Below are 22,311 nucleotides of genomic sequence, written 5' to 3' on the forward strand. Positions count from 1 at the left end.
AATGTTTTATATTTCTTTCTCACTACATATCCTCCCAACTTTTATTGAGCGTGGGGACTCATTTCTTGTCTCCAACTCTTATCCCGAACTGGTGGGGGTGGGTATGTTGCCATACCTTATAATATAGGGAAGCATCTCAAACTTCACTAAATTTTAATAATATTTTTAATCGGCTGCAAAAATAAGCATTTTTTAGGAAATCACCAAACTTTTTTCTAGAAAAGTTGCACTTTGCCTGATATTTTATTATAAATATGCGGTTTTTATACACTTTTGCTTATGAAAAACAAGCGAAAGCGGCAGTTTTGTCAAAAACTGCCGCTTTCGCTGAAATACTAACTTTCTGCCTTTAATTCTTTGTCTAGAACAAAGAGCATATAGAGGGGGATGTTGATGGTTTTTGAACTGTTGTTTCTCTCGTATGGCAAGAGACTGGTGCGAACCGACCATTTGGGTGAATATCTTTCCCGATACAGTTTCAAACTCTTGGCATTCATGGTTACTCCTGCCTTTGCTTCCAGTGGATATACATCCAAACCGTCGGAAATAAGGAAGTCAACCTCTGCAGTGGCTGAAGAAGACCAATAATAATTGGTTTCCAAAGTTTCTGTAAAGTTCTGAAGTTCCTGACAGACATACTGTTCTGTCAACGCTCCCTTAAATTCTTCAAAGATTCTGCTTCCTTCTAATATTACTTTCGGCGAAATCTTGCTCATTGCCCTCAACAGACCTACATCTAGTAAGAATACCTTAAACGATTTGAGATCAGCATAGGCTGAAATCGGGATGTCGGGCTTGCTGACATTGTTGGTTCTGATGATTTCACCTGCATCAGAAAGCCACATGATGGCATCCTCATATTCCCGTGCTCTGGCTCCCTCTCTCACCAGTCCATAGACAAACTTCTTGTTTTCCTTCGCCAGTTGCGAAGGGATGCTGTTCCATACATAACGGATTTTCTCGACCATATTCTTTGGAGCATGTTTGGAGAAGTCTTTCTGGTAGGCTGCTATCAGTTCCTGCTGGATGCGGTTTACCTTGTTGTAGTCTTTGCTGCCCAGCCACTCTGCTACAACAGCAGGCATACCTCCTATTATCATGTATTTTTTCAGATAATCTGTAAGGCGAGCCTCGAATGCTCCCAGGTTTCTGTTTCCTTTATCGATATAGTCTATCAGCATGTTCTCTCCGTTTGCTATCAGAAACTCTTTAAAGGACATGGGATATAGATGCAGGAAATCTGTCTTTCCTACAGGGAAGGATGTGCCTTCGTGCAGGGCTATGCCTAGCAATGAGCCTGCGCAGCAGATGGCATACTCTGGTGCCTCTTCGCAGAAATACTTCAAAGAGGTGAGTGCTCTTGGCATTTCTTGTACTTCATCGAAGATAATAAGAGTTTCCTCGGGTATTATCATCTTACCATTATATATAGAGAGCTGTTCTATAATGCGTTGTGGTGATAAGTCGCCAGCAAATATCTCTTCGAGTACATCACTCTGTTCGAAGTTGATGTAACATACGTCTTTGAAGTACTTGCGCCCAAATTCTTTCAGTAGCCAAGTCTTGCCAACTTGTCTTGCACCTTCCAGTATGAGTGGCTTCCTTCCGTGAATGTCTTTCCATTTTAACAATTGGGATATAAGTAGTCTTTCCATACGCTAAAAATTATGTTTTGGCAAAGATACTAATAAACAGTGATTTACGCAAGAAAAATCACATTTTCCTAAGGACTTTTAAGTATATTTATCACATTTTCCTAAGGACTTTTCTGTTAAATCATCACATTTTCCTAAGGACTTTTAGGGACTTAAATCGAGAATTCTGTCGTAATCTCAGAAAAAAAGCAAGATTACGACAACTTTTAAACGAGAAATCTGTCGTAATCTCGATAAAAAAGTGAGATTACGGCAGATTTTCATGATTTTTCTCTTTAATTACTTGTCTACGGTAGAAGAAACATTGTTCTTCTCATAGAAAGCTTTGTATTCTTCACCACCATACTTCAGACCAAGATCTTCACCGGCGATACCATCGCAGAAGCCCTTGTAAGCCCACTTGCGCTTGTAGTCCTTGTCGAAGAGGTTAGGCACCTGACCCTTGAGCCAGTATTCGTGTTCAGCCTCGTTGTCTGACAGACTCCAGATGGTGATACCGCTCTGCTGAGCCTCTGGCACATTTGCCTTGTAGCTCTCCACAATCATGCGGTTGGTATCCTCAGGGGTAGGAGTGAAGGTGAATTCGCATTTTACCCAGTCGGTACCTACGTTGAAGGTATTGTAACCACCCTGAGAAGCGTATGTAGTTCCATTCTGATACTGGAACTGCAACGAACATAAACAATAATGACAGGTACTTTAAAGCATTACCTGCATGTCTCATGATTAATTGGTTTTTGTGATTTAATTGGTTTAAAACTCGTTCGTTGGTTTATATACGAATTTTGTTTTTATTGATTTTCTGCTGCAAAGATAGTCTCTTATCTGTTAAGTGCCGTTAACTAACAAAGCAAAAAAGAAAGTGTACCATGATTCCATGGCACACCCTCTTCTAGTATTGCTTAGTTACGATAAGCTGGATTTTGATAAGCTTCCTTTTCCGTATCGCTCATCATCAATGCATCTATCTGTCCCTGTGGAATAGGGCGGAGATAGAAACCATCAGGAATATTGCGAGTGAAGGTCTCTGGTGTATGGTCTTCTGCTTTATCACCACAAATCGTGTATTTCCCTGCACGATCTTTCCATGTCTGTGTTCTAACAAGGTCAAACCAACGATGTCCCTCACCGAAATACTCACGACCTAACTCGTCGAGAATGTAGTCAATAGTGATTACTTGTGGAGTGGCTGCAGTCATTTCTGCACTGTGGTCTTCAATCTTCTGCTTGTTACCATTGTTGTCCCAACGCCATTTTCCTGCACGAGCACGAATTACGTTGATTAATTCACGAGCAGAAAAACCTGTTTGTGTTGTGGCGCCCTTTACAGCTGCTTCTGCTGCAGCAAAGTAGAGCTCTGAGAACTTGCAGATAGGGAACGGACGTGTACTACCTGCATTAGGTTGTCCGACAGTTCCATTGTTGTCAGTACGATAAGGACCAAGTTTCCAAAGGATAGGATATTTGAAACGACTAATGCCGGATGGACCTACTACATAATCTGCACGACCAGCGGTTGTACCTGCGCCTACACCTGCGCCATTTCCATTGTAAGAGATGTTGTTATCGTTATCAACGAAAGTGAGGACAGCGTCACCCACCTTGATGTCCATACCATTGGCACCAATACCTTTTTCTGTGTTATTGCCGCCTAAGTCCCAGTTCGCACGGAATGTGTAGGTGAATGTGCCATCATAACGAGAGTCATTGGTCTTGTCAGCAAAAGTCTCTTTGAAAACATTCTGCGTAGGTGCCATACGAGTCCAAGGACGTCCTAAGGCTTGAACAGCAGCACGCAATACTGGATTGAACTTAGAACCATCAGCCTTATCGATTACCATGTTAGGGTAGTTCCAGCATACCATCCAAGAGGCGAAGTTGTCTGGTGCGCCACCACCGCCATAACTAAGTGAGCCACCATTGTATTCCTCGCTTTTCTCTGTATGGTCAGCGTAAAGCAACATCTCCTTGTTGCGGTCGTTTTCTGCGAGGTTTACGTCATAATAGGTGTCCATCAAGCCAAAATCAGCTGGGTTCTTGATGCCTTCAATGGCGATATCGTATGCCTGCTGGAAATACCAAGTAGCATCGTGCCCGTCAAGATCTTTACGTTCGCACTCTGGGTAAGTTGGAATGTTATTAGGATTCTCCAACCACCAAGCGTAGGTGAGATATGCTTGTGATAAGATAAGGCGTGCCAATGTTTTGGTGACGCCACCTGTTACACGTCCTTTTTCAGGTAAGTTCTCTACTGCTTTCTTCAAGTCAGGGAAGATGGCCTTAGTGTAAACTTCTGGTACAGTATTACGTGCAGAGGTGCGAGTTGGAGAGGTGTTGAATTTCAATTCGCCAGCACCTAAGTCCAAAGGTACACCGCCAAATGTCTGTACAAGACGGAAGTAGTCGAATGCTCTGAAAAAACGAGCTTCGCTAAGAAGAGATTCGTTAATACCTGCTTGTTCACCGTTTTCAATAACGCCACTGGCTGTATTGATGTATGTGAAAGCGTTGCCCCACAAGACGTCAGAACGTGATGACAGAGAGGTCAGAGTTCCTACGCCAGAAAGGTCTGCGTCCTTAAAGTTGCCATCGGCTGACTGTGCCCAGGTATATTCATCCGTACCTGTCTCGCAGTTGTTGTAGTAGTATGCTTGACCGTATGTGTCACGGAGATGTGAGTAAAGTGCTGTAAGACCTCCCTTGATACCATTTTCTGTCTTGAAGAAGGTTGGGTCGTATTGGCTGCGTGGTTGCTCGTCTAGTATGTCTGAGCATGAACCCAGCATTAAAAGTGCGATAGACGCAATGCCAAGGCCTTTTATATTTTTGCTTAATATCTTATTCATAATAGTATATCTTTAGAATGTTGCATTAATACCGAAGATAAAGTTACGTGTAGATGGGGTGTTGTAACCTACTACAGGTATCTTATGAGCGTTGGTGTAACCATCCATGGTTACTGCCATTGTACTACCATTGTTACTCAATGTGTTGGTCTCTGGGTCAAGACCACATTCATTCTTGAATGGAGAGAAGAATACAAATGGGTTTTGTACTGAGCAATATACACGGAGTTTGCTTATACCAAGATTCTTGATGGCATTCAACTTGTCGAAGTTATAACCCAATGTGATGGTGCGAATCTTGAGATAGCCTGCGTCGAAGTAACCCAATGTAGAACCATATTTTGGATTGTCGCCAGACATGATGCCACCAGGTTTTGGATATTTGGCATTCGTGTTGTCTTCTGTCCAATAATCTACCTTGATGTTGTTGCGGCGACCAGACAATAGGTTAAGATAACCGTTGGAAGAATGGAGTGCACTGACCAACTTGCCACCAATCTGGAATGAACCGATGACAGTCAAGTCGAAGTTCTTATAACCCACTGTTGTGTTAAAACCACCCATTAAGTCTGGATCCATATCCATGATTTGCATATCATCGCTGTTGATTTGACGAGTAGGTGTTCCGTCTTCATTGTAATCACCGGTGTATTCAACCTTGATCATACCCACATTTCCACCTGGCTCAAGAATGTCGAGATATTTGTCGTCTTTTTGCCACAAACCAATCTTCTTGTAGTCGTAAATGACATCAATAGGATGACCTACGAACCAGCGGTTGCCCAGATCACGATCTGCACCTGATGCCAATGCTACCAACTTGTTTTTGTTGGCATACAAATTGATACCAGCGTCCCAAGTCCAGCCGTTTTTGCCATCAAGAATGGTACCGTTTAAAGAGAACTCAATACCTTTGTTACGTGTCTTTCCGACATTTGCTGTATAGCTGTTCACGCCAGAGGTAGATGGGAGAGATACGCCTAGCAACAAATCCTTGGTGTCCTGAATATAGTACTCCAAAGTACCACTCAGACGACCTTGGAAGAGACTGAAATCAACACCGAAGTTCCAGGTAGATGAGTATTCCCAACCCAATTCTGTGTTAGGTAATGTGCTTACATAGAATCCACGGTCATAAGTAGTTGGACCAAAGTTGTATGGACGTGTACTGAGTGCACCGAGGGTAGAGTAAGGATTGATACTCTGGTTTGAGGTTTCACCATAACCAATGCGGAGCTTCAAGTTGTCAAGCCATGTCAAGTTTTGCATGAAATTCTCACGTGCGATATTCCAACCTACAGAAACTGCAGGGTAGGTGTGCCACTGGTGTCCTTTTGCCAGACGAGAGGATGCGTCAGCACGGAATGTTACAGAAGCCATGTATTTATTGTCGTATGAATACATAAGACGTCCCATCCAAGACATCAAGCCGCTCTGCCAGTAATTTTGGTTGCTTGGGTTGACGGATAGATTCTTTGTGGCTGCACCTATATTATAATACTGGAAGTATTCTGCAGGTATAGCTTGACCAGACATTTGTGTCTGTTCATAAGTCGTCTGCTCGGCAGAATACATACCAACAACATTGACATGATGCTTTTCTGCAAAAGTGCGATCGTAAGTAATCAAATTCTCGACAGCCCAGTTTTTGTAAACTGATTCTTGTACCGATGCACTGTTTGGAGAATCTGCGTTGTCACTACCAATGCCTGTACCTGTGAAAGCACCTTGTTTGTTGGAACGGTAGTTCAGACCCACGTTGATACGGTATGACAAACCTTGTATCCAAGGGCATTTTACCTCCGCGAACAAGGTGTTGTAAGAACCGATACCCTTGCTCTCATTGAGCCAAGAGTCTTCGAGGCTTTCTGCTACGTCCTTGGTCAATACCCATGTGTTGTCCAGAGGCATCTTGATGACTCTCTTTAAGTTGCCTTCCTCATCGTATGGATTTGCAAGAGGACTCATGGTCAAAACATTGTAGAGGCCAACGTTGCCACCTTTGATTTCACGATAACTATTGTTGGTTGACAAGCCGAAATGGAAGAACTTACCGACATTTTGGTCAAAGTTACCTCTTACAGAGATACGATTGAATCCCTGTGTAGGAACGACAGACTCGTCATGGTAGTAACCTGCGCCGAAGCTATAGCTTCCGCCCTTAGTTCCGCCTGCTACGCTGACATCGTGACTTGTGGTGATACCTGTTTTGAAGAACATATCTTGCCAGTCGGTATCTGTGTCATCGCTTTCGTCCAAGGTGTTTTCGTATTTACCAGCAGCCTTGCGTAAAGCTGCGAATTCCTTACCATTCATCATAGGGAACTTATGGAATGTTTTCTTGAAACCAAAGTAACCATTGTAACTTACTTTGGCTGGAGTTCCTTCGGCACCCTTGTTGGTGGTGATGATGATGACACCATTGGCACCACGGGAACCATAAATGGCCGTTGCGGAAGCATCCTTGAGAATGTCCATAGACTTGATGTCTGTCGGATTGATGTCGGAGAGATTGCCCATAAATGGAATTCCATCAAGGACAATCAATGGGTCATTACTGGCTGTCAATGAGCGCTGGCCACGGATGCGAATTTGCATCTCTGCGCCAGGTTGTGAGGAGGTTTGGGTCATCAATACACCTGCAACACGACCTTGGAGGGCTTGTGCGGCATTTGATGAAGCAATTTGGTTCAACTTGTCACCACCCACATTGGCTACAGAGCCTGTGATGGCTTCCTTGCGCTGGGTACCATAACCGATAACGACAACATCGTTGAGGCTATGACCTTCTTCCTCCATTGAAACCTTAATGTTTGTCTGATTGCCTACTACAATTTCCTTGGTGTTGTAACCAACATAAGAAATCACGAGCGTAGCACCAGGCTTTACATTAATAGAGAAATTACCTTCCAAGTCGGTTACTACACCGTTACTTGTTCCTTTCTCCTTGATTGTTGCACCAATCAGCGGACCCATAGAGTCGCTGATATTACCTGTAACCTTTTTGGTTTGTTGTACTGAAGTTGCTATCAGAGAATTTGCTTCTCCATTGCTAGCTTGTACCTCTGGAGCATACATTCCAAGTGCGGAACACATACCCATTAAGATTGTTGTTTGTTTTAAATATAACTTCATAGTTTAACAGTTTGTAGGTATATTAAACGTTTGTTACTCACTATTTTGTTAATTGTTTACGGCTGCAAAGATATGTCCTTTTTCGTAAAGTGCAGTTAAAATTTGTATCTTGCGTGTTTTAAAATGTTTCATGTACAATAAAACAGACATGTTTAGGTGAAAAAAAAGGGGATATGCAACTGCAAATCCCCTTTATACCTTATTATATATAGACATTTTAGTATTCGTATAGCTTGATGTGGAGTATTTTATTGTCTCCACATGAGATGCGGGCATGGCGCCCCTGGTGGTCCTGATCGCCATTATCACGACGGATAAACTGTAATTTGCCGTTTTTGTTTACTTCAACCTGGTCTACATATCCGATACCGATACGCTTACCTTTGAAGGTTGTGGCTTGTTTCTTTGTTTCGGTTCCACCGTTGTCTACAAATCCGTCCTCACCGAGTTTCTTTTCTTCAGCTTGCGCTTTTTCAGTCTTGCTTTGGAAGACTACGACGATTCCATTACCTGCTATGATGTATTCGTTCTTGGCTAGTTTCACAATCAAGCCACCGCCTTCAGGCCATTTACTTCCATCTGTAGCGCGAGGATCCCATGGTAGCGTGAAGAAATGACGGCAGGTCATGGTGATATCTCCATCTTCGATGATTCGCTCTTTATCTTCCTGATCGAAGAGCAATCCCCAGTTTTTACCCTTTCCCTGATGCTGAAGCAGGATAGGAGAGAGTTGGTTGATAACCTTATATGAACGTCTGATACTGTTCTTCACCTTGTAGTTAGCTTCATCGAGAGCAAAGGGACTGAAACTGATAGCATCTGTTTCGCCGAAGGTATAATATGCCTTTACGCCGCTATTGATATCGCATTTCACTTCTGGAGTGAAGAAAGGATTGTCGGCACGCTTGTATTTCTCTACCCATCCCTTGTAACCGGTATCATAGATATCTGGTGCAAAAATATCGATACTTGGTGCACCACATTTCCAGATGTCAATCAGATGAGCAAGTGGTCCGGCAGAAGGATATTCGCCTGGTTTTCTGCCACGACTGTTCATAGCTGCATTTACATACATCGGAATATTGTAGATGGCTTTGCCTGCTGAGGCTAGCTGCTCTACATACTTGGCATAATAATATGCTTGGAATTTCTCGTCAGCATAACGGTCTGTTCCGAAAACTTCTGCCCATGTACCTTTTTTCTTGAGCTTGAGCGCCTTGAGTAATGGGGCAGGAACGGGTTGTCTGTAAGCTTTTTCGGCAAGAGGAGAGTGGTCGCGGGCAGATTCGAGCATGCCGATTTCGTTTTCTACCTGCATCATGATAACGGTATTCTCCTGACTGTCTACTGCTTTAATGTGTTTCATCAGTTCGCAGAAAGCTCGCTTGTCTGCTTGAAGCAGGTTATCGCTGAAGGCTGTGCATATCTCTAATGGCTTGCTGTTCTCTGTGAGTGAACGAGGGAAACGTTTGGTGTTTTCCTTTACCCATAGTGGAGCATAGCAGCTCATGGAGTTCTTCCAGGCACCGAACCATAGGAAGACAATCTTCAAGTCATGCTTACGGGCAGTTGTGATGACGCTGTCTACAAGTGCAAAATCATATTTGCCCTCATTAGGTTCTACAAATTCCCAATATGCAGGAACGAAGACAGAGTTGACTCCGCTATTCTTCATCTGTTTCAATGCTTTCCTGATGTCGGCAGGACTCGTTGCGGCAGAGTTGCTCAACTCACCAGCCAGGAGAAGCATCGGCTTGTCATTGACAACAAGCTGGGTTGCAGAGCCTTGCTTCTGCAGTTTTACTCCAGCTTGTATGTTGATGCAGCATAATAATGTTAGAAAAGATAATACAATCTTATTCATAAATCTTCATTTTTGAAAAGGTTTGAAAATACTTGAGACAGGTATTGCGCCATTCCTTTGCATTCTCCAACTGTACATTGAGCAGAGAGTCTGTATGTTGCCATTCCTGCTCATGCCCCTTCATAAACTGCTTGGCTGAGGTATGCCAGAAGTCGCGGTATACTTCTACCATCGCCACACCCATGTTGTACTTCATGCAGAGTTCCTGCCAGAGGGTGCTGCCTGATTTCATCTTGTAAGTCCAAGGCACATGGTGGAACCAGAGAAGATATTCCTCAGGACAGGTCTCGATGTTATCATACAGATTGCGATATGGTTCTGGGTACTGACCGACAGCATCTGTTCCCTTGGATGAACGGTCGAAACCTACACCCTGAGCATCAGCCTTGTGATAGTAGACCGGACACCATTCCAAAGGATAACTTGCGATGAAACCATCTGGCTCCGGACCGTAGTGGTGGTCGAACTTGAAGATGTGGTGCAAACCCAAAGGCATCATATAGTTGACGCAAGCTTCGCGCGAAGTCATCATCATCATCTCTACAGGTTTAGTGAATCGCTCGTCCTGGTTTTCGTAGGTCTGTACGAGCCATTCGTGAGCAATCTCTTCAGCTGTAAGTGAAGGATTCCATGCCAATCGGCCAAAAGCATACCAGTTAGCCTGTGAGAACGGATGACCGCACCAGTTGGCATCATCACCGATATTGGCTACACCTGAGATTCCAACCAGTCTGTCTGGATTAACAAAGCCAAAGAATTCCTTCCACATAGGAGCGAGATAGGTGAGGTGCTTAGACTGACCAAGATATTCCTGGGTAATCTGAAGTTCTGCTATCTGTGGAGTCTGTTTGATGTTGTCGAAGATAGGAGCGTATGGCTCACGAGGCTGGAAGTCGAGCGGACCATTCTTTGACTGCAAGATGACGTTGTCACGGAACTTGCCATCCATACCTTTGAATTCGCTGACAGCTTGCTTTACACGGTCTTCTCCCTTATGGTTAGCACCATATACAAAGCTTCGCCACATGATGATGCCTCCGTATGGTTTGACGGCATCGGCAAGCATGTTGGCTCCATCGGCATGTGTGCGGTGGTAGTCGCCAGGACCAGGCTGTCCTTCAGAATTGGCTTTTACGAGGAATCCGCCAAAGTCTGGGATGGTAGCATATATCTCTTTTGCCTTCTTCTTCCACCACTGCTGTACCTTCTTATCCAGTGGGTCGGCAGTCTTGGTGTAGCCTAAAGCCATAGGCGAAGCGAAGTTGATGCTGAGGTATACCCGGATACCATAAGGACGCAGGATGTTGGCGATGATCTTCACCTTATTAATATATTCTGCAGTCATCATCTTTGGCGATGCATTCACATTGTTGAGCACGCTGCCGTTGATGCCCAAAGAGGCGTTGGCACGGGCGTAGGTGATGAGTCGGTCGTGCAGACTCTTACTGATGCTGCCGCCCTTACCGTTTTTGCCGAGTTTGATTTCTTCCCATTTGAAGATGCTCTTTCCGGCATAGCCACGTTCGATGCTGCCATCGAGATTGTCCCAATGGTTGAGAATGCGGAGACCCACCTGAGGTTTCTCGGTTTCATCGATGGTCTTGCTGAAGTTCTGCTGCTTGCCGCTACCTGTGTTGTAGGCATCGGTGTTCTGAAGTCGAATCAACTCGTAGGCACCGTAGAGCAAACCGATAGGATTGCTGGCGGTGATAGTTGCCTCGTACTGAATGTTGTCGCCTTGCTGTGCAGGACGGGCGTAGATGTTATAGCCCTCGCCAAGATTCAGAGCCTTGTCTATCTTGAGCTCAACATTCTTGCCACGCCAGTTGTTTTCCAACTCCTGCTTGGCAATCTTGGCTGTTGCATCATCAGGCAACTGTGAAATGACTTGGCATGAGTTAGCATACTGCTTTCCGAGCCATAACTGTGAACCGTCACTCTGTGCAGAAACATGGAGTGATGTAAGTACCGTAAATAATAAAATGAGGTATTTCTTCATATCTTTGCAGACCGTTAGTTTATATTGTTATTGTTTCTGCTGCAAAGATACGAAAAAATACCTTATTCTCTTCTATTTGTTGTTTATTTCTCATTTCTCTTTGTTTCAGCATACTCGCTAGGCGACATGCCATAGTGTTTTTTGAACACGGTAGAGAAGTGGGTCTGGTTGTTGAAACCTACAGAGTAGGCTACCTGCGTGATATTGATCTGTCCCTCTTCGATGAGTCGTGCCGCCTGTTCCAGACGGAGGTTACGGATAAATTCTCCGGCAGAAACACCAGCAATCTCCTTCAGTTTACGGTGGAGCTGTGCACGGCTGATACCTACCTCCTCGGTAAGTTTCTCTACATTGAGGTCCGGGTCGGCAAGATGGGCGTTGATATATTTCATCACGCGTTCCATCAGGGCATCGTTGTTGCCCTTTACCTGAATCTGCTCAATCTTTGCCTTCTGACCTTGTGCTCCGCTGTATTTGCCGCGGATGCGTCGCACATTATCCACCAGGTTGTCGATAAGGATATGCAGCTCTTCCATGTCGAAAGGCTTTGCCAGAAAAGCATCGGCTCCTCTGCGAAGTCCCTCCAACCGGTTTTCAACCTCGCTCTTCGAGGTGAGCAGGATGACAGGAATATCGCTGATGTTGCTGTTACTCTTGATGTTCTTGAGCATGGTGATTCCATCCATCTCCGGCATCATCACATCGCTTATCACGAGGTCGTACTTGCCGGTGAGCAGCATCTTCAAACCCTCCTTGCCGTTGCAGGCATGCTCAAAGCGGTACCAGTCGCTCAGTTCTGTCTTGATGTATTGGGCAATCTCGTTGTCATCGTCAACTATCAGGATATTGAAGTTGCGGTTGGCCTGTACTTTCTTTTTGGTAATCTCCTGCTCCTTCTTGTCTTCTTCTTCCAGTATCTCGCCTGGCTGCAGATGGCTGTTGCCCAGCGGGATACTTACTTCGAAGCAGGAACCCTTGATGCCGTCGGTACGGTTGTAGGCCTTAATCTTGCCTCCGTGCATTTCTACAAACGCCTTACAGAGGTTGAGTCCGATACCGGTTCCTTCGATATGGAGTCCGCTGCTGTTGTTCCCCTGATAGAAACGTTCGAAGAGGCGGTCGGTCTTTTCTTCCTTCAGTCCGATGCCTGTATCTTCTACCCTGATGATGGCATTCTTTTCGTCTTTACCTATGATAACAGTAATCTCGCCGCCATCAAAGGTATACTTCATGGCATTGGAGAGCAGGTTGGAGATAACCTTGTCAAAGTTGATGCGGTCTATCCAAACCTTCAGCTTGCCTTTGTCGCTGCTGAGGCTTTCGTCTTCTTTGAGCGAAAGGGTGATGTTGCGCTCCTGTGCATTGAAGCGGTAGAGCGATATGATGCCATGCAGGAAATCCTTGAGCGGAGTCTCCTGACAGTGGAGATGCATCTGGTTCTTGTCTATCTTTCGCTCATCAAGTATCTGGTTTACCAGAAGCAGGAGGCGCTGGGCATTGCGGTCGATAGTATCGATATCCTGTTTGCTTTCGGCATCTGTTAATCTGGTTTTCAGCTTGTTGAGCGGCCCCATGATTAATGTCAGCGGCGAGCGGATATCGTGGGTGGCATTGATGAGGAACTGCATCTTGGTCTCTTCCAGGTCTGCCTTGCGGCGGCGCTCGTATGTATAGATAACATACAGGATGACGCTTGCTATGATCAGGATATAGAGGAGATATGCCTCGGGTGATGCATACCAAGGATCGCATACCTTGATGTTGATGATGGTAGGATTCTTGGAATATCTGCCATTGCTGGTAGCTCTTACTTCCAGCGTATAGTCGCCCGGTTTCAACTTGTTGAATGCTACGGCATTGGCTCCCTCATTGGTACTGTTCCATTTGCCGTCGTTGATGCGGTATTGGAAACTGATATTATCGGTATTCCTGTAGTTGAGCAGCGAGAACTCCAGAGTGAATGAATTCTGGGAGTAAGGAATGCTGAAGTCTTTTGCCATGCAGTTGATTGGCTTTCCGTCGATGATGAAGTTGGTGAGATGTACATCTCCCAGTTCCATCTTCTTGGCCCTGACAACGTCAGGATAGAAGGTTGTGATACCATCACTGGTTCCGAAGGCGATAAGGTCGTTGGCGGTATGCATGGAAGAGCCCAGCACGTACTCACGGGTAGTAAGTCCGTTGCCGTTGATGTGGCCGATAAACTGTCTGTTCTTCTGTTCATACTGCCAGATGCCCATGGTTGTACTTACCCACAAGTCACCCTTCCGGTCTTTGATGATACTGCAAACCTGCTTGCCTTTCAACGCTTCGGCATGAGGAAAGTTCATCGTCTTGTTGTTCTTTCTGTCAAACAGATAGAGTCCTTCTTCGGTACCGATGATTATATCGCCGTTCTTACTTTCGCAGATACCATTCGCCTGTCTGTCTTTCAGAATATTGTTCCATCCGAAATCCTTGAAACTGAGCGTTCGGGTATTGAGACAGGAAACTCCATTAGAGGTTCCTATCCATAAATGTCCTGTATGGTCGAGCGCCATGCTTCGTACCCAGTCGTTGCAGAGGAATCCTTTATCGCCTCTTTGCTGCATATTCAGAACGGTAACCTTGCCGCTTTCCACATTATATATATATAGGCCTTTGCTGTATACAGAAATGTAAAGGTTGCCCTGTGCATCGTCAGTCATACAATAGATGCCGGCGCTGGTAAAGGTGAGTTTCTGCTGGTATGTACCTGTATGAGGGTTGTAGCTGTAGAGTGCGCTGCCATTGCTGATCCAGTAATCGCCACGTCGGTCTTTATAGATGATGCAGGTACCTGCAGGTGACTGAGGGTGGGCGATAATCTTGCCTGAAGCGTCAAAACAGAACACACCACTGTTCTGTACCGTACACCATGTTTCACCATTTTCGCCTTGTGCTATAGATGAAACGCTGCCGCCGATGATGTAGTTCTGTGCAGAGAAACTCCAGCTGTTGAAAGCCTGCTGGCGCTGGTTGATCAGGTACAGACCTTTCTTGTAACAGCCTATCCAGAGATTGTTGTCCTTATCTTCGATGATATCGTTGACGAAGGCGGTAGCCAGATTGAAACTGCTGTTGCTGTTCTCCAACTGTTCTACCCTGTTGCTTCCCTTTCTGATCATGAGAACACCATGCTCGGAGGTACTGATATAAAGGTTGCCTTCGTGGTCGAAGGTAGCATTGTTGATGGTTACATTATTCTGATAACCGCCAAAGTCGTAGCCGGCATCAGCGATGCGGCCTGTGCGGTAATCATAATAGACGATGCCATACATACAGGCGATGAGCATGGTCTGCGGACGATGTTGGATGAAAGCCACAGGTGCTCCGCATGGCGATTTGAAGTCTTTGCGCTGCACCTTGCCATGTTTCTTGATGAAACGGGTGAAGATAGAAAGGTGGCTACTCTGCCAGAGATAATGATGCTTATCTTCGTAGATATGGGTAAAGAATACATCAGAATCGCGCTCAGCGTATTGCCTTTCCTGTCTGATAGTGAAAAGGTCGTCTGTTCCTTTCTGGGTATTTCTGTCTTTTACAGAATAGAGACCATATCCTGCTGTACCCAGCAGGATATCGCCATTGTGACTTTCTACCATAGAATAGATACGTGGCTTTCTGCCATCAGGAAACTGGAGACGGGCGAAATCGTTCGTCTCATAATTATAGCGCATCAGTCCCTTGGCACTACCTATCCACAGGTTACCTTTCTTATCTACCAGCAGGTCGGAGATAATGTTGTCAGTAATGGAGGTTGTGTCTTCTTCGTTGTGCAGATAGTTGGTAAAGCGGTAGCCGTCAAACTTGCTGAGTCCGTATTCGGTTCCCACCCAGATATATCCGTATTTATCCTGCACCATGCAGTTGATGAGCGAACTTGACAGTTTGCCCGATGTGAAAAGTTCACCACTGTCTGCCCATACCATGAGCGAGATGGTGATAGCGAAGAGTGCCGTGAGGCAATGTCTGATATGCTTCATATTTTCTGTCCGTTTTCTTGTTTAAATTAGGTTGTTACGGCTGCAAAAGTAACAAAAAACAATGAAAGAAACAAATTCTAATGCAATAAAATGTTTCGTTTCTTTTTGTTTCTTTATCTTTTTGTGCCCTTTTTGTAAGTATGAAACAAATAGAAAAGTAATGGTAACTATTAAATACCTGTTATTTCATTACTTATTAGTAAATTTGCATCGTCAACAACAATAGAAACATTAAAAGCATCATAATAACAATGAATAAACAAGCAATAAGAATCTTATCTTTGGCGCTCGTATTGGCTGCGTCAAGTCCTGTAGTTTTTGCCCAGAAGGTATGGAAAGGATCTTGGGCTACAGCAGTGGAATGGACTGGTAAAGGAGATATGCCTAAGGAAAGCTTAAGCAATCGCTCTTGCCGACAGGTGGTTCATGTATCTTTTGGCGGAGAGGAACTCAGAGTGAAGCTCAGCAACGAGCAGAGTAAGGAGCCGGTAGAAATCAAATCGGTGTATATTGCAGATACTGATGTTCCAAGCAATTGGGGAATCAATGCCAAGACGGTGAAGTATCTTAAATTCAATGGCAAGAAGAATGTAACCATCGCTCCTGGCAAGGCTATCTTCTCAGATGATTTGAAATATGCCTTGAAGACTGGACAGCGCCTCACGATTACCATCGATTATGGCAAGCAGACTCCAGTGAATGCAACATCCCATCGTGGTTCACGTACCACATCTTATATAGTAAGTAATGTGAAGGGCAAGGCGGTGAAACCTGCAGATGCAGCTTTCGATAAGCAGGAAAAGGCTGACCACTGGTACAATCTTTCTGCCATTGATGTGAAGACCGATAAAGCTACCCCTGTGGTAGCTATCCTCGGAAACTCTATTACCGATGGCCGCGGAAGTACTACCAACCATCAGAACCGCTGGACCGATTTCCTCTCGGATGCCTTGAATGCAGAGAAGCCATACGGCGTATTGAATCTTGGAATCGGTGGCAACTGCGTGGTGCAAGGTGGATTGAGCGAACCAGCCATGAAACGTTTCGATCGTGATATCCTGGGACAAGCAGGTGTGGATAAGCTCATCATCTTTGAGGGAACCAACGATATCGGTTGCTGCGGAGGAAATTATGAACATGTAACAGATACCCTGATTGCCTGCTATAAGGTGCTGATAGCGAAAGCCAAGGCAAAGGGAATCAAGGTGTATGGCGGAACCATCACCCCAACCAAGGGAAACGGCTGGTATTCTTATTGGCATGAGGCGATGCGACAGACCGTGAACGAATGGATCAGGAAAAGTGGTGCCTTCGACGAGGTCATCGATTTCGATGAGCTGACCCGCGATCCGAAAGACCCTCAGCGTCTGAAGGCTGAGTATTCTGACGACTGGCTGCATCTCAATCCGAAGGGATATGAGGCAATGGGCAAGTTTGCCGCAGAGAAATTGAAGTAAATATATTATATGCATCTTTTATGTTATATATATAATAAGGTGTAAACTTAATGACTGAATAAAATATGGAACAGACAACTGTATCACAAGAATCTAAGGGATTCTACAAACTGAATTGGCTACAACGCATCGGATTCGGATCTGGCGACTTGGCGCAAAACCTCATCTATCAGACCATCTGCATGTATCTGTTGTTCTTCTACACCGACATCTATGGACTTAATCCTGGTGTTGCTGCCACCATGTTCTTGGTGGTTCGCTTGGTCGATGTACTCTGGGACCCGTTGGTGGGAACTTATGTAGATAAGCATAATCCACGTTGGGGTAAGTATCGCTCTTATCTCGTCCTGGCGGGTTTGCCACTCACCGTACTTGCCATCCTCTGTTTTTGGAATGGTATGGAAGGACAGACAGAAACCATCAAGCTCATCTATGCTTACGTAACATACGTAGGCTTGTCAATGCTCTATACATTGATTAATGTACCTTACGGAGCCTTGAACTCTTCGCTGACTCGCGATACAGACGAAATAACCATTCTCACCTCTGTACGTATGTTTATGGCAAATGTGGGTGGACTCTGTGTATCAGCAGGTGTTCCAATCCTGGTAGCCATGCTTGCAGCAGCCAAGGATCTTCCTTTCGAAATGGCGCTCTTCATGGGTTTGGGTTCTCTGCCATCCTTCATCTTTATGCCGCTGGTGCCTGCCATCAAGAAAAAGGTAGGCAAGAAGAATATGTTCTACATCTTCCTTACTGTGGCTATCGTGGGTATGGCGATGCTTTATATCATCAGCAAGATGGGACCTGTAAAGGATCATATCACGCTGGTTTATATCGCTCAGTTCATCAAATCAACAGGCGTAATCGTAGCTACAGGATATATGTGGGCTCTGATTCCAGAGGTCATCTCTTTTGCAGAATATACCAGCGGCAAGCGTATTGCGGGTATTGTCAATGCTCTGACCGGTATCTTCTACAAGGCTGGTATGGCTTTGGGTGGTGTTGTTCCAGGTGCAGTCCTTGCATGGACCGGTTATCAGGCTGCGGCAGCTCAAGAGAGCAACTCGCTTCCGATTGATGGTAATGCCTGGTTTGTTGCCATGCTGATCTATGCTCTGGTAGGTTTCGCCCTTTTGGTATTCTGCTTTACCCAGACCAAAGAGCGTGTGGTGATGGACGAGAAGGAAACCAAGAATGTTAAGGTGAGCGATCTGTGGACAGAATTTTTCCATAACCGTCCTCTCCGTATCGTGGCTCTCTTCTTTATCACCGCCTTCGCCATGATGTCGGTTGGTAATGCTGCCGGTGCTTACTTCATGAACGATTTGGAGCAGCAGACTCCTTTGGCACAGGAAGGTATCCGCTGGCTGGTATGCGTAATCCCTGCCATCTTGCTGGGCTTGGCGATGTTCATCATCTCTAAATATGAGTTGACCGATGAGGTTATTGACGACATCAACAAGAAGATTGAGGCCCGACACAAGGAAGAAAACTAGAGACTATAATTATTAACGAGAAAAATAGATATAAGATATGAAAAAGATCACAACTCTGGCACTGGGGCTGATGCTTGCTTCAACAGCTTTCGCTCAAAAAGCGAACTCTGCAGCTCAAATCCCAACATTCCAGGAAACTATGGGTAAGTACTTCCTGGTAGGTGCTGCCATTAATACCGATTTGCCTAATGGACAAGACCCTGCAGGTGAGGAAGTAGTGAAGAAACAGTTTAACCAGGTGGTTGCCGAGAACTGTATGAAGGGCGAGAAGAATCATCCGGAGGTGAATCGCTTTGATTTCACTGATGGCGATAAACTCGCTGACTGGGCAGAGAAGAACGGCAAGACCTTGATCGGTCATTGTCTGGTTTGGCATTCTCAGCCACCTAAGTGGATGTTTACCGATGATAAGGGTAATCTGGTAAGCCGTGAAGTGCTTATCGGCAGAATGTATAACCATATTATGAATGTGGTTACTCATTATAAAGGTAGAGTAAAGGGTTGGGACGTTGTGAACGAGGCTTTCGAGGATGATGGCTCTTACCGCAAGTCTTTATATTATAAGATTATCGGTCCGGAGTTCATCGAGTTGGCTTTCCGCTTTGCGCATGAGGCTGATCCAAACGTAGAACTCTACTACAATGATTATTCTACTTCGAAGCCAGCCAAGCGAGAGGCTATCTGCAAACTGGTTCGCGATTTGAAGGCGAAGGGTCTCCGCATCGATGCAGTAGGTATGCAGAGCCATAATGGTTTTGATTATCCTGACTATGCTGAGTATGAGAAGAGCATCGAGGCTTTTGCTGGTGAAGGAGTGAAGGTGATGCTGACGGAGTTGGATATGAACATGCTTCCTAATCCGGAAGGATTCGGCGGAGCGGAAATCAGCCAAAGGTTTGAACTTCAGAAGAAGTACAATCCATACGTGAAGGGACTTGACAAGAAGGCACAGAAACTCTTCAACCAGCGTTATCTCGATCTCTTTAAGATTGTAGAGCGTCACAAGGATGTCATCAGTCGTGTTACCTTCTGGGGTGTCAACGATGGTCACTCTTGGTTGAATGGCTGGCCTATCCCTGGCAGAACCAACTATCCACTGCTCATCGACCGCAACAACGAGGTGAAGCCAGTGGTGAAGGAAATCGTCAATCTCTTTAAGTAAAATCTCTTTAGATAATATTGTACATCTCTTAAAATAATAAACAACAATGAAAGCAAGATATTTGTTCCCAAAGGATTATATGGCAGATCCATCTGCCAATGTGTTTAACGGTCGCCTGTATGTTTACCCATCTCATGACTGGGATAGCGGCGAAAGCTTCGACGATGATGGCGGTCACTTCCAGATGAAAGACTATCATGTTCTCTCTATGGACGATGTGATGGATGGTGAGGTAACCGATCATGGTGTGATTCTCGATGTGAAGGATGTGCCATGGGCTGAGAAGCAGATGTGGGACAACGATGTTGTAGAGAAGGATGGCAAGTACTATCTCATCTTCTCTGCCAAGGATTATAATGGCGTGTTCCATCTCGGTGTGGCTGTGGCTGATAAGCCAGAAGGTCCTTTCATTCCGAATGCCGACCCAATCCGCAAGTCATACAGCATCGACCCTTGCGTGTTCAAGGATGATGATGGCAAGATTTACTGCTACTTCGGTGGTATCTGGGGCGGTCAGCTTCAGTGGTACAAGGACAACAAGGCACTGAAGGATGAGCATCTTCCAGAGGGCAAGGAGAACCCATTGCCATCTCGTGTAGCCATGATGACTGATGATGTGCAGCAGTTTGCTGAAATGCCAAAGCCTGTTGTCATCGTTGACGAAGAGGGTAATGTATTGCCAGCTGATGATCCACATCGCTTCTTCGAGGCCAGCTGGATGCATAAGTATAAGGGCAAGTATTACTTCAGCTACTCTACCGGTGATACTCATTATCTCTGCTATGCTGTAGGTGATAATCCTTATGGTCCGTTCACTTACAAGGGCGTCATACTGGAACCGGTAGTAGGTTGGACAACCCATCACAGTATCTGTGAGTACAAGGGACAGTGGTATCTGTTCCATCACGACTGCGTACCATCAAATGATACAACCTGGCTTCGCAGCGTAAAGGTGGCTCCTCTCTTCTATGATGAGGATGATAACATCTTGCCGGTTCAGCCTGAATAAGAGTATTATAAGTTTTAGATGACATACGTTTAGGTTGACTTTTAGGTTTATAATAGTTTTGATGAATAGTTGATATATAAGTTAATGTTAGTTTGGAAGAAACGGCATCTTCGTGAGGAGATGCCGTTTTTGCGTATGTTCCTATTCTTTCTTTTCTTCTCTTTCCGTTTTCTCTTACTTTTCATTTAATGTTATTTTTAAGTTATTTCTATCATTTTGTAGGAGATTTCGGATATTTTTGTTTACCTTTGTGCCCGTAAATCATAAAAAGAATAATTTATGTTGAGATTACTTTTAAGGCTTTGGTGGTTGCAGCAGCGCCGTAACTTCCACAAGCGAGATGCCTTCGTGGCGTGCTACATCATCTTCCTGTATGTGGTGATGGGCGTGAGTTTCTTTCTCAGCTTCACCGAGAATGGGGGAGAACTTGGGGGCGAAGACATGCCTGCCCTGTTGGGAGCCGGTATCGTTGTCGGTATGCTGATTCCAGACATCATCATGAAGATGGTGATGAAGCGGGATATTACGGCGATGGATGATTACGTGAAGTCGCGCCCTGTGCCAGAGAAAATCTGGAACAAGTACCTGCTCACTACCAATCTCGTGAGCTTCTGGAACTATGTGCTTCCGGTGCTTACGCTTCCGGTATTTATCTATTTCCTGCCTGTAGGTCAGGTTATTGCCAGCTTCTTTCTGTTCCTGGCATTTTCTTATATTGACGGCATCTACATCACCTGCTACCGCAAGGCTACGGAGTGGATTCTGAAATGGCCTTTGATATTGGGATGGATGGGAATGTTTGCCGTGCTCATAGGGTATATGTTTGCGGCTTCTTTCTTCCCGGTATATATGGGATGGATAGGTCTCTTCTTCCTTGCCGGAGCGGTATTCGCCGGACTTACCATCTATCTCTATCACGAAAAGATTTATAACGAGCAGAAACAGAAGGTTTCCAAGTTCCGTGGATTCAGCCATATCAACCTCTTCTGTCTGCAATATATCGGCACGTTGAGAGCAAAGCGTGTCCGTAAGATGGTGATTATGATTCCCGCCATCTTCCTTTTCAACGCCTATCTCTTCGCCCTGATGCCTTTAGAGCCGGGACAGGAAATGGGGGATAAGGTGGCTATGACTACCCTCTATGTAGTGGGTGCCATCCTGTTGCCATCGGTGGTGTTGTCGCAATGGACCTTTGGTATTGAGGCAAACTTCTTCCATGGTTTGATGACCAAGCCGGTAAAGGTGAAGCAGATGCTGCAGAATTGCTTCTATTATTATATGGTGGTGAGTGCAGTCGCTTTGTTGCTTACCCTTCCGTTCCTTTTCTTGCAGGTAGGAATCGGAATCCAGGTGCTTATCAGCGGTTTCTGTCTGGCAGTATTCATCAATCTCTTCAATCTGCCTACGGCACTCTTCTCTTCCCGTCTGGAGATATTCCAGACTTCCATGTTCAGCATGCAGGGAGCTAATCTGAAGATTAATCTTTATGCTATCGCCTTCCTCTTCCCGCTGGCTGGCGTCTGTGCTGTCTATTATTTCTTCGGTGAGACGGCATGGTTTATCACCTGCGTAGCGCTGTCAGTCTTCAGCATCGCCATCCACAAATGGTTCATCGCCAAGATAGCTGCCATCTTCGAGAAGAACAAGTATAAGCGCATGGAGAAGTTCATGGAAAGCTAAG

Annotated in this window: 12 protein-coding genes and 1 pseudogene; 6 read left to right on the forward strand and 7 right to left on the reverse strand. The window is 45.1% G+C overall.

The features are described 5' to 3' along the window. Nucleotides 1-335 precede the first annotated feature (335 nt). The 7 genes from NQ544_RS12650 to NQ544_RS12680 form a co-directional block, all read right to left on the reverse strand. Entirely contained in the window at nucleotides 336-1,655 is a 1,320-nt protein-coding gene (locus NQ544_RS12650) for an ATP-binding protein (RefSeq protein ID WP_006847669.1), read from the reverse strand. A gap of 279 nt (nucleotides 1,656-1,934) precedes the next feature. Continuing rightward, nucleotides 1,935-2,327, reverse strand: a complete 393-nt coding sequence (locus tag NQ544_RS12655; protein ID WP_006847668.1) for an endo-1,4-beta-xylanase — start codon at nucleotides 2,325-2,327, stop codon at nucleotides 1,935-1,937. A 230-nt stretch (nucleotides 2,328-2,557) separates the two neighbouring features. Continuing rightward, nucleotides 2,558-4,501 (reverse strand): RagB/SusD family nutrient uptake outer membrane protein, encoded by a 1,944-nt coding sequence (locus NQ544_RS12660; RefSeq protein ID WP_006847667.1) that lies wholly within the window; start codon nucleotides 4,499-4,501, stop codon nucleotides 2,558-2,560. A gap of 12 nt (nucleotides 4,502-4,513) precedes the next feature. Further along, on the reverse strand, nucleotides 4,514-7,477 hold the full coding sequence (locus NQ544_RS12665; protein ID WP_244263571.1) for a SusC/RagA family TonB-linked outer membrane protein: 2,964 nt from the start codon (nucleotides 7,475-7,477) through the stop codon (nucleotides 4,514-4,516). A 376-nt stretch (nucleotides 7,478-7,853) separates the two neighbouring features. After that, a complete protein-coding gene (locus tag NQ544_RS12670) occupies nucleotides 7,854-9,500 on the reverse strand; it encodes a GH35 family beta-galactosidase (protein WP_006847665.1) in 1,647 nt (548 codons plus the stop codon). Continuing rightward, complete coding sequence (locus NQ544_RS12675) at nucleotides 9,493-11,499, reverse strand: alpha-glucuronidase (RefSeq protein WP_006847664.1); 2,007 nt, start codon at nucleotides 11,497-11,499, stop codon at nucleotides 9,493-9,495. The genes NQ544_RS12670 and NQ544_RS12675 overlap by 8 nt, the downstream gene beginning before the upstream one ends. An 83-nt stretch (nucleotides 11,500-11,582) precedes the next feature. Beyond that, a complete protein-coding gene (locus NQ544_RS12680; protein ID WP_006847663.1) occupies nucleotides 11,583-15,503 on the reverse strand; it encodes a hybrid sensor histidine kinase/response regulator transcription factor in 3,921 nt (1,306 codons plus the stop codon). Nucleotides 15,504-15,754: 251 nt separating this feature from the next. Here NQ544_RS12680 and NQ544_RS12685 point away from each other — a divergent pair, with 251 nt between their 5' ends. The 6 genes and pseudogenes from NQ544_RS12685 to NQ544_RS12705 all read left to right on the forward strand — a co-directional run bounded on the left by NQ544_RS12685 (nucleotide 15,755) and on the right by NQ544_RS12705 (nucleotide 22,310). Continuing rightward, nucleotides 15,755-16,960, forward strand: coding sequence for an SGNH/GDSL hydrolase family protein (locus NQ544_RS12685; RefSeq protein WP_006847662.1), 1,206 nt, complete (start codon nucleotides 15,755-15,757; stop codon nucleotides 16,958-16,960). Nucleotides 16,961-17,025: 65 nt separating this feature from the next. Further along, a pseudogene (locus tag NQ544_RS12690) lies at nucleotides 17,026-18,069 on the forward strand (MFS transporter); the annotation flags it as partial. Next, nucleotides 18,064-18,459: an MFS transporter gene (locus NQ544_RS14060; protein ID WP_497007937.1), complete on the forward strand. Its 396-nt coding sequence runs from the start codon at nucleotides 18,064-18,066 to the stop codon at nucleotides 18,457-18,459. The pseudogene NQ544_RS12690 and the gene NQ544_RS14060, both read left to right, overlap by 6 nt. 37 nt (nucleotides 18,460-18,496) lie before the next feature. After that, on the forward strand, nucleotides 18,497-19,621 hold the full coding sequence (locus NQ544_RS12695) for an endo-1,4-beta-xylanase (protein WP_006847660.1): 1,125 nt from the start codon (nucleotides 18,497-18,499) through the stop codon (nucleotides 19,619-19,621). Nucleotides 19,622-19,667: 46 nt separating this feature from the next. Continuing rightward, nucleotides 19,668-20,630: a glycoside hydrolase family 43 protein gene (locus NQ544_RS12700; protein WP_006847659.1), complete on the forward strand. Its 963-nt coding sequence runs from the start codon at nucleotides 19,668-19,670 to the stop codon at nucleotides 20,628-20,630. Between the two features lie 279 nt (nucleotides 20,631-20,909). Next, a complete protein-coding gene (locus NQ544_RS12705) occupies nucleotides 20,910-22,310 on the forward strand; it encodes a DUF5687 family protein (protein ID WP_006847658.1) in 1,401 nt (466 codons plus the stop codon). Nucleotide 22,311: the final 1 nt, after the last annotated feature.

It is taken from the genome of Segatella copri DSM 18205, assembly GCF_025151535.1.
In the GTDB taxonomy this organism is placed as follows: Bacteria; Bacteroidota; Bacteroidia; order Bacteroidales; family Bacteroidaceae; genus Prevotella; species Prevotella copri.